The 8,246-nt window shown below is 64.6% G+C and carries 7 protein-coding genes; 3 read left to right on the forward strand and 4 right to left on the reverse strand.

The genetic code is table 11. The annotated features are described in order from the left end of the window. The 3 genes from EN932_RS22515 to EN932_RS22525 all read left to right on the forward strand — a co-directional run. Window positions 1-418: YceI family protein (locus EN932_RS22515; RefSeq protein WP_164890572.1), on the forward strand; the 418-nt coding region annotated here is incomplete at its 5' end. Between the two features lie 68 nt (window positions 419-486). Then, entirely contained in the window at window positions 487-1,473 is a 987-nt protein-coding gene (locus tag EN932_RS22520; protein WP_127385133.1) for a Gfo/Idh/MocA family oxidoreductase, read from the forward strand. Window positions 1,474-1,514: 41 nt separating this feature from the next. Next, entirely contained in the window at window positions 1,515-3,173 is a 1,659-nt protein-coding gene (locus EN932_RS22525; protein WP_027161012.1) for an FAD-binding dehydrogenase, read from the forward strand. Between the two features lie 35 nt (window positions 3,174-3,208). Here EN932_RS22525 and EN932_RS22530 read toward each other — a convergent pair whose 3' ends face one another. The 4 genes from EN932_RS22530 to EN932_RS22545 form a co-directional block, all read right to left on the reverse strand. Then, window positions 3,209-4,144: an alpha/beta hydrolase gene (locus EN932_RS22530; RefSeq protein WP_127368934.1), complete on the reverse strand. Its 936-nt coding sequence runs from the start codon at window positions 4,142-4,144 to the stop codon at window positions 3,209-3,211. 217 nt (window positions 4,145-4,361) lie between these two features. Next, window positions 4,362-5,144, reverse strand: a complete 783-nt coding sequence (locus tag EN932_RS22535; protein WP_013528298.1) for a carnitinyl-CoA dehydratase — start codon at window positions 5,142-5,144, stop codon at window positions 4,362-4,364. Then, window positions 5,137-7,215, reverse strand: coding sequence for an acetate--CoA ligase family protein (locus EN932_RS22540; protein WP_127368935.1), 2,079 nt, complete (start codon window positions 7,213-7,215; stop codon window positions 5,137-5,139). Before EN932_RS22540 ends, EN932_RS22535 begins: the two co-directional genes overlap by 8 nt. A gap of 3 nt (window positions 7,216-7,218) precedes the next feature. Beyond that, the coding region (locus tag EN932_RS22545; RefSeq protein ID WP_164890573.1) for an acyl-CoA dehydrogenase family protein at window positions 7,219-8,246 on the reverse strand (1,028 nt) is incomplete at its 5' end.

Genomic DNA, 8,246 nt, shown 5'->3' on the forward strand with positions numbered 1-8,246 from the left:
CAATGGCACCTTCGCCCGCTTCAAGGGCTCGATCCGCATCGACAACAGCGATGTCGGGCGCTCAGCTGTCAATTTCACCATTTTTCCCGAAAGCGTCGGCACCGGCCAGGGCCGTATCGATGCCTTCCTGCGCTCCGACGCGGTGTTTGATGCCGCCAACAGCCCGGAAATCCAGTTCCGCTCTACCAGCGTGACCCGAACCAGCGACACCACGGCTCTCGTCAGCGGCCGGCTGACGGCGCGCGGCAAGACGTTCCCGGAAAAATTCACGGCCGAGCTCGGCGGTCTCAAGGCCGGCATGATCAAATTCCATGTCACCGGCAAGGTGCTGAGGTCGCGCTACGGCATGGATGTCGGCACGCCGATCTATTCCAACATCGTCGACTTCGACATGACGCTGACCGGCAAAAGGGGCTGACCTCGTCATTGGCTTTTCCGGCGATTTCGGGCAAACCTCGTCGCCTGTAATCGTGATGGAGATGCCTGATGTTCCGATGGGGTGTGTTGTCGACGGCCAAGATCGGCCGCGAGCATTTGTTGCCGGCGATGGTCGAGGCGGAGAATAGCGTGCTGTCGGCGATCGCCAGCCGCGATCTGTCGAAGGCCAAGGCGCTGGCCGATCGCTTCGGTGCGCGCCATGCCTTCGGCTCCTATGAGGAACTGCTTGCCTCCAACGAGGTCGACGGCGTCTACATCCCGCTGCCGACCTCGCAGCATGTCGAGTGGGCGGCCAAGGCCATCGAAGCCGGCAAGCATGTGCTGGTCGAAAAGCCGCTGGCGCTCGACGCCAAGGACATCCTGCCGCTGATCAAGCTGCGCGACCAGAAAAGGGTGCTGGTCTGCGAAGCCTTCATGGTCATCTACCACCCGCAATGGATCAAGGTGCGCGAGCTCATCGCCAGCGGCGCCATCGGCCGGCTGCGCCATGTGCAGGGCGCGTTCTCCTACTACAACGTCGACCCCAGCAACATGCGCAACCAGCTCGACCTCGGCGGCGGCGCGCTGCCCGACATCGGCGTTTACCCGACCGTGTCGACGCGCTTTTCCACCAGCAAGGAGCCGCTGCGCGTGCAGGCGACGATCGAGCGCGACAAGACATTCGGCACCGACATCTACTCCTCGATCCGTGCCGATTTCGGTGACTTCGAGCTGTCGTTCTATCTGTCGACTCAGATGGCGGCGCGCCAGGTGATGGTGTTCCACGGCGAGAAGGGTTTCATCGAGTTGTTCTCGCCTTTCAATGCCGGGCTCTACGACCACCACCGCGTCGAACTGCACAACCAGAACCACACCGAGGCGCAGGTTTTTCGCTTTCCCGGCACGCAGCAGTACCGGCTGGAGGTCGAGACCTTCGCGCGCGCGGCACAGGGCGGCAAGGAGCGCGTCTTCACGCTGGAGGAATCGGTGCTCAATCAGAAAGTCATCGACGCCATCTTCCGCGCCGGCGGCAAAGAAGGCTGGGAGACCGTCTGAATTCCTTGCATTGAAATAGCCGGCTAATTCTGGGAGGAAAAATGGCTGACGATGCGGACGTGATCATTGTCGGCGCCGGCCTTGCAGGGCTGGTTGCCGCCGCCGAGCTCGCCGAGGCCGGCAAGAAAATCATCATCGTCGACCAGGAGCCGGAGCAGTCGCTCGGCGGCCAGGCATTCTGGTCGTTCGGCGGCCTTTTCCTCGTCGATTCGCCCGAGCAGCGGCGCATGCGCATCCGCGATTCGCATGACCTGGCGCTGGAAGACTGGCTGGGCACCGCGGCTTTCGATCGGCCCGAGGATTTCTGGCCGCGCAAATGGGCGGAAGCCTATGTCGGCTTTGCCGCCGGCGAAAAACGCTCCTGGCTGATACAGCGCGGCCTGAAATTCTTTCCCGTGGTCGGCTGGGCCGAGCGTGGCGGCGGCAATGCCATCGGCCACGGCAATTCGGTGCCGCGCTTCCACATCACCTGGGGCACGGGCCCCGGCGTTCTCGAACCCTTCGTACAGCGCGTGCGCGAGGCGCAGAAGCGCGGACTGATCAGTTTCAAATTCCGCCATCGGGTCGATGAATTGACCCGCACGGGTGCGACTGTCGACGGGGTGCGCGGCGACATCCTGCAACCGAGTACCGCCGAGCGCGGCCACAAGAGTTCGCGCGAAATATCAGGAGATTTCGAGCTTCGCGCGCAAGCCGTGATCGTCGCTTCCGGCGGCATCGGCGCCAACCATCAGCTTGTGCGGGAAAACTGGCCGCAGCGGCTGGGCGCGGCGCCCAAGCGCATGATCACCGGCGTGCCCGACCACGTCGACGGCCGCATGCTGGCGATCACGGAACAGGCCGGCGGTTCGATCATCAACCGCGACCGCATGTGGCACTATGTCGAGGGCATCAAGAACTGGGCGCCGATCTGGACCGACCATGCGATACGCATCCTGCCCGGCCCATCATCGCTGTGGCTCGATGCGCGCGGCAAGCGCCTGCCGGTGCCGCTCTATCCCGGCTTCGACACTCTGGGCACGCTCTCCCACATCATGAGCACCGGCTTCGACTATTCCTGGTTCATCCTGACCAAGAAGATCATCCAGAAGGAGTTCGCGCTGTCGGGCTCCGAGCAGAACCCCGATCTGACCGGCAAGAGCTGGCGCCAGGTGCTCGGCCGCGCCACATCGGGCATTCCGGGCCCCGTCAAGGCGTTCATGGAAAAGGGCGAGGACTTCATCGTCGAGGCCGATTTGCCGGCGCTGGTCGCGCGCATGAACGCGCTGGCCGGCGGCGAGGCGCTGCTTGAGGTGGCTCAAGTCGAGCGCGAGATCCGCGCCCGCGATAGGCAGCTCGACAACCCTTTCTCCAAGGATATGCAGATCACCGCTCTGCGTGGCGCCCGCGCCTATCTCGGCGACCGGCTGATCCGCACGGCCAAGCCGCACAAGATGCTCGATCCGGCAAATGGCCCGCTGATCGCGGTGCGGCTCAACATCTTGACCCGCAAGACGCTGGGCGGCCTGCAGACCGATCTCGACAGCCGCGTGCTGGGGGCAGATGGGCAGCCGGTCGCCGGGCTCTATGCCGTCGGCGAAGCCGCCGGTTTCGGCGGCGGCGGCGTGCATGGCTATGCGGCGCTCGAAGGCACCTTCCTCGGCGGCTGCATCTTTTCCGGCCGCAGCGCCGGCCGGGCAGCGGCTGCCTCGGTGGCGTGAAGGGGCGCCACTTGGTCCTCAGAGTTTGGCCGCGATCACCAGCGCCAGCCGCCCCGTCCAAGCGCGGTCACCGCATCGACGATCCGGGTGAAGCTGGTGCGGGCGCGGCCAACCGTGTGCCGGGCTCTGAGATAGCCGTGAACCAATCCCGGCTCCTCGAACCACGTCGCGTGGCCACCTGCCGTGATGATCAGGTCGCGATAGGTCTCGCCATCCGATGACAGCGGGTCGCATTCGGCGGTGATCAGCACTGTCGGCGGCAAGTTGGAGAAATCGGTGTCGGCAAGCGGGGCCAGCGTCGCATCGCCGCTACGGTTTTGCCCTCCAGTGCGAATGTGCTTGTAGAATTCGAGATCGCGCACGGTCAGCATCGGCGCTTCGGCGTGCTTGACATAGGAGCCTTTCGAGCGGTCTCCGCCGAGGCCGGGATAGATCAGCACCTGGCCGACCGGCCTTTTCGAATGGCCGCGCGTGGCGTGACTGACGGCGGCGCAGAGATTGCCGCCGGCGCTGTCGCCGCAGAGCACGATAGGATGATCGCGATTGGCGGCGGCCCATTCGAAGGCGCTCATGGCATCGTCGAAGGCGGCTGGATGCAAATGTTCCGGCGCCAGCCGGTAATCTACGGAGACCACCTCATAGCCTGTGCGCGAGCACAGCTCCGCGCAAACATCGTCATGGCTGTCCAGCCCACCAAGGATGAAGCCGCCGCCGTGGACATAGAGCACCGTCACGCCTGCCTGGAGTGGGCTTCGGTAGATACGGATCGGGATATCGTGCGTCGGCGTTGCAATGGCGGAGGTTTCGACAGCGACGCCCTCGGGATAGCCGGCAAAGAATTCCCGGCACATGCGGTCGTAGATCTCGCGCTGCTGCGCGATCGTGTAGCCGATCGTATCGGGCGGATAGTAGGAATTGGTGCGCTCGATGAAGGCCCAGGTCTCGGCATCGATGAGGGTTTTGTCGGTCATGGGTGCTGGAAAGGCGGCCAAGGCTGAGCCTGGGCGCCCCCTTCTGTCCTGCCGGACATCTCCCCCTCAAGGGGGGAGATCGGATGTTGCGAAGGCTTTCGCCAACCTTCGGCGTCGCAAGAAGAGTGCAGAAATCGAAGCTGCCAATCTCCCCCCTTGAGGGGGAGATGTCCGGCAGGACAGAGGGGGGTGAGCGCCGTCATTTCGGCAACAATCCTTACTTCCCCTTCCACACCGGCTCACGCTTCTCCGCAAAAGCCCGAAAACCCTCCATATTGTCCTCGGAGCCATAGAGCGCATCGACCGTCGGCAATTGCCGGCGGGTCACCTTGTTCATGGCGTCCTGGAAGGTCAGCGCCTCGGCCACGCGCGCCGTCTCCTTGATCGCGGCAAACACCAGCGGTGGGCCGCCTGCGAGCAGCCGGGCGATCTCCCAGACGCGATCTTCCAGCTTTTCCTTGGGCAGCACTTCGTTGACCAAGCCCCAGCGATGCGCTTCAGCGACATCCATCCAGCGGCCGGTGAGCAGAAGGTCCATGGCGACATGGTAGGGGATGCGCTTCGGCAGCTTGATCGTCGCCGCGTCGGCCAGCGTGCCGGCTCGGATCTCGGGCAGCGCGAAGGAGGAATGATCGGAGGCGTAGATGAGGTCGCAGGACAGCGCCAGCTCGAAGCCGCCGCCGACCGCCATGCCGTTGACGCACGCGATGATCGGCTTGTTGAGGTCGCGCAGCTCCTGCAGGCCGGCAAAGCCGCCGACGCCATAGTCGCCGTCGACCGCATCGCCGCCGGCAGCTGCTTTGAGGTCCCAGCCCGCGCAGAAGAACTTGTCGCCAGCGGTCTTGACGATGGCGACGCGCAATTCCGGATCGTCTCGGAACGCCTTGAAGGTCTCGCCCATCAGCCGCGAGGTCTTCAGGTCGATGGCGTTGGCCTTGGGCCGGTCGAGGGTGACTTCGAGGATGGTGCCCTCGCGGCGGGTCGAAATGACGTCAGACATTCTTGTTCTCTCCCAGCACCAGCAGCGCGTCGGCGATCCAGGCGCCCTTGCCCTCTGCACAGACGATCAGCGGGTTGATGTCGAGTTCTTCGATCTCACCGGCATTCTGCTGCACGAAGGCGGCAATGCCAGAGATAGCATCGATGGCAGCCGCGACATCGGCCTTAGGCCGGCCGCGATAGCCTTCGAGCAACGGGAACAGTTTCAGGCCGCGCAGCGCCGCCTCGATATCGTCGAGGGTCGCCGGCAGCATCAGCGTGACGCTGTCGCGCAACAGCTCGACCAGCACGCCACCAGTGCCGAGCGTCATCACCGCGCCGAACATCGGATCGCGGGTGAAGCCGACGATGAGTTCGGCAACACCGTCGCGCACCATGCGCTCGACATAGAGCCCGGTGCCGAGCGGCAACAGGTCATGCGCTGCGGTGCTGACGGATTCGGCATCCCTGAGATTGAGCCTGACAGCGCCAACTTCGGATTTGTGGGTGACGCCGAGCGCCTTCAACGCGACGGGAAAACCGAGCGCCATGGACGAAATCACCGCCTCGACGGCATTGGCGGCGCGCTCGCCCTTCGGCACCGGCAGGCCGGCTTTGATCAGCCGTGACTTCGCCTCGGCTTCGTCGGGCGTGACGTGGTCGCCCCCGGGGGCACCGGAGGCCGACGTGTCGATCGGCTGCGCCTGCGGTTCAGCCCAAGCCCAGCCGATGAAGGCTGCTGCGCCGGCTGCATCCATCGCTTCCGAAATGCCGAACAACGGCACCATGCCGCGCGCCATCAGTTCGGCAGTGTATTCCTCCGGCAGGTTCTCCGGCAGCGAGGAGACGATCGCACCATGCGCCTTGTTGGTCTTGAGCGCCGATTCGAAAGCGCGCAACGTCGCCCACCAGTCGGTGACCGAGCAGCGGTCGGGTCGCGGAAAATCGAGCACCAGCATGTTGAGGTCGAAACCGCCCGACACCATGGCGGTGAAGGTGGCGGTCATCGCCGGCTCGTTGTTCCAGATGAAGGTGTGATAGTCCAAGGGATTGGCGACCGCGACCAGCGGCCCGAGCGTCGATTTGACATGGGCGCGGTGGCTGTCGGTCAGCACAGGGAAATTGACCCAGCGGCCTTCGGCGCTGTCGGCCATGACGGAGGCCTCGCCGCCGGAGCAGCTCATCGACGACAGCCTATAGCCGGGCAAAGGTCCGGTGATGTGCAGCAGCTTCAGCGCCTCGATGAAGGCGGGGATTGAATCGACACGCGCAATGCCGAGCCGCCGCAGGAACGCACCCGAGGCCGCGTCCGAGCCGGCGAGCGACGCGGTATGCGAGACAGTCGCTTGCCTGGCCTGTTCGGAACGGCCGACCTTCATGGCGATGATCGGCTTCTTCAGCTCGCGGGCTCGTGCCGCCAGCCGTTCGAAGCCGGCTACCGAATCGAAGGCTTCGATGTGCAGGCCGAGCGACGTGACCCGCTCATCCTCGATCAGGCCGAGCGCCATTTCGGACAGGCCGGTCTGCGCCTGGTTGCCGGCGGTCATCAGGAAGGCGATCGGCAGGCCGCGCTTCTGCATGGTCATGTTGATGGCGATGTTGGAGGACTGGGTGATGATGGCGACGCCCTTGCCGCCCTCGGCCAGTCTTATGCCGCCATGCTGGTCGGGCCACAGCAGCGCGCCGTCGGCATAATTGATCAGGCCGTAGCAATTCGGCCCGATGATCGGCATCTGGCCGGCCGCCGCGACCAGCTCGGCCTGCAGCCGCTCGCCATCATCGTCATAGGCCTCGGTTTCGAGGAAGCCGGCGGCAAAGCAGACGGCGCCGCCGGCGCCGCGTTCGGCCAGCGCCTTGATCACCTCGATGGTCAAATGCCGGTTGACGCCGACAAAGGCAGCATCCGGCGCGCCGGGCAGGTCAGCCACCGAACGATAGGCCTTGCGACCGGCAACCTCGTCCTTGGTCGGATGCACCGGCCAGATCTCGCCGGCAAAACCCATCTTGATCGATTGCGCGACGACGGCTGCGGCCTGCGCGCCGCCGAAGACGGCGATCGATTTAGGCCGCAGGAGACGCTCCAGTTTATGCATATGTTATGCCCCGAACGGGCGCAGCAGCGCCCTTGAAATGATGTGGCGCTGGATCTCGGATGTGCCTTCCCAGATGCGCTCGACGCGCGCGTCGCGCCAGATGCGCTCCAGCGGCAGATCGTCCATCAGCCCCATGCCGCCATGGATCTGGATCGCTTCATCGGCGACGTATGCGAGCATTTCGGTGGCTTTCAGCTTGGCCATGGCCATGTCCTGGTCGGTGACGGTGCCCTGATCGTACTTCCAGCCGGCTTCGAACACCATCAGGTCGGCGGCCTTCAATTCGGTCGCCATGTCGGCAAGCTTGAACGATACGCCCTGGAACTTGCCGATCTGCTGGCCGAACTGCTGGCGCTGCGCGGCGTATTCGACGGCATGGCCAAGCGCACGCTCGGCGCGGCCGAGGCAGGTGGCGCCGACCTGCAGCCGGGTGGCGCCGAGCCAGGAATTGGCGACGTCGAACCCCTTGTGGACTTCGCCCAACACTTGGGCTCCGGGTAGCCGGCAATCGTCGAATTCGAGGATGGCGTTGGTGTAGCCGCGATGCGAGACGTTGCGGTAACCGTCACGGACGGTGAAGCCTTTGGTGCCCTTGTCGACGAAGAAGGCGGTGATCTTCTTGCGTTTGCCGCGCGGCGAATCCTCTTCGCCTGAGGCCATGAAAACGATGGCGAAGTCGGCGAGGTCGGCGTGGGAGATAAAATGCTTGGTGCCGTTCAGCACCCAGTCGTCGCCGTCCTGAACGGCGGTTGCCTTCATGCCGCGCAAATCGGAGCCGGCGCCCGGCTCGGTCATGGCCAGGCAGTCCCATTTCTCGCCACGGATGCAGGGGAACAGATATTTCTCGCGCTGTTCGGGTGTGCCGGCCAGGAGGATGTTGGAGGGACGCGCCACGCAGGTCCAGTGCAGCGCGTAATTGGCCCGGCCGAGTTCCTTCTCGTAGAGCAGCCAGGTCACCGTATCGAGGCCGGCACCGCCGACATCGGCCGGCATGTTGGCGGCATAGAGCCCGGCCTCGATCGCCTTTACCT

The organism is Mesorhizobium sp. M7A.F.Ca.US.002.01.1.1, from assembly GCF_004022955.1.
Taxonomy (GTDB): Bacteria; Pseudomonadota; Alphaproteobacteria; order Rhizobiales; family Rhizobiaceae; genus Mesorhizobium; species Mesorhizobium ciceri.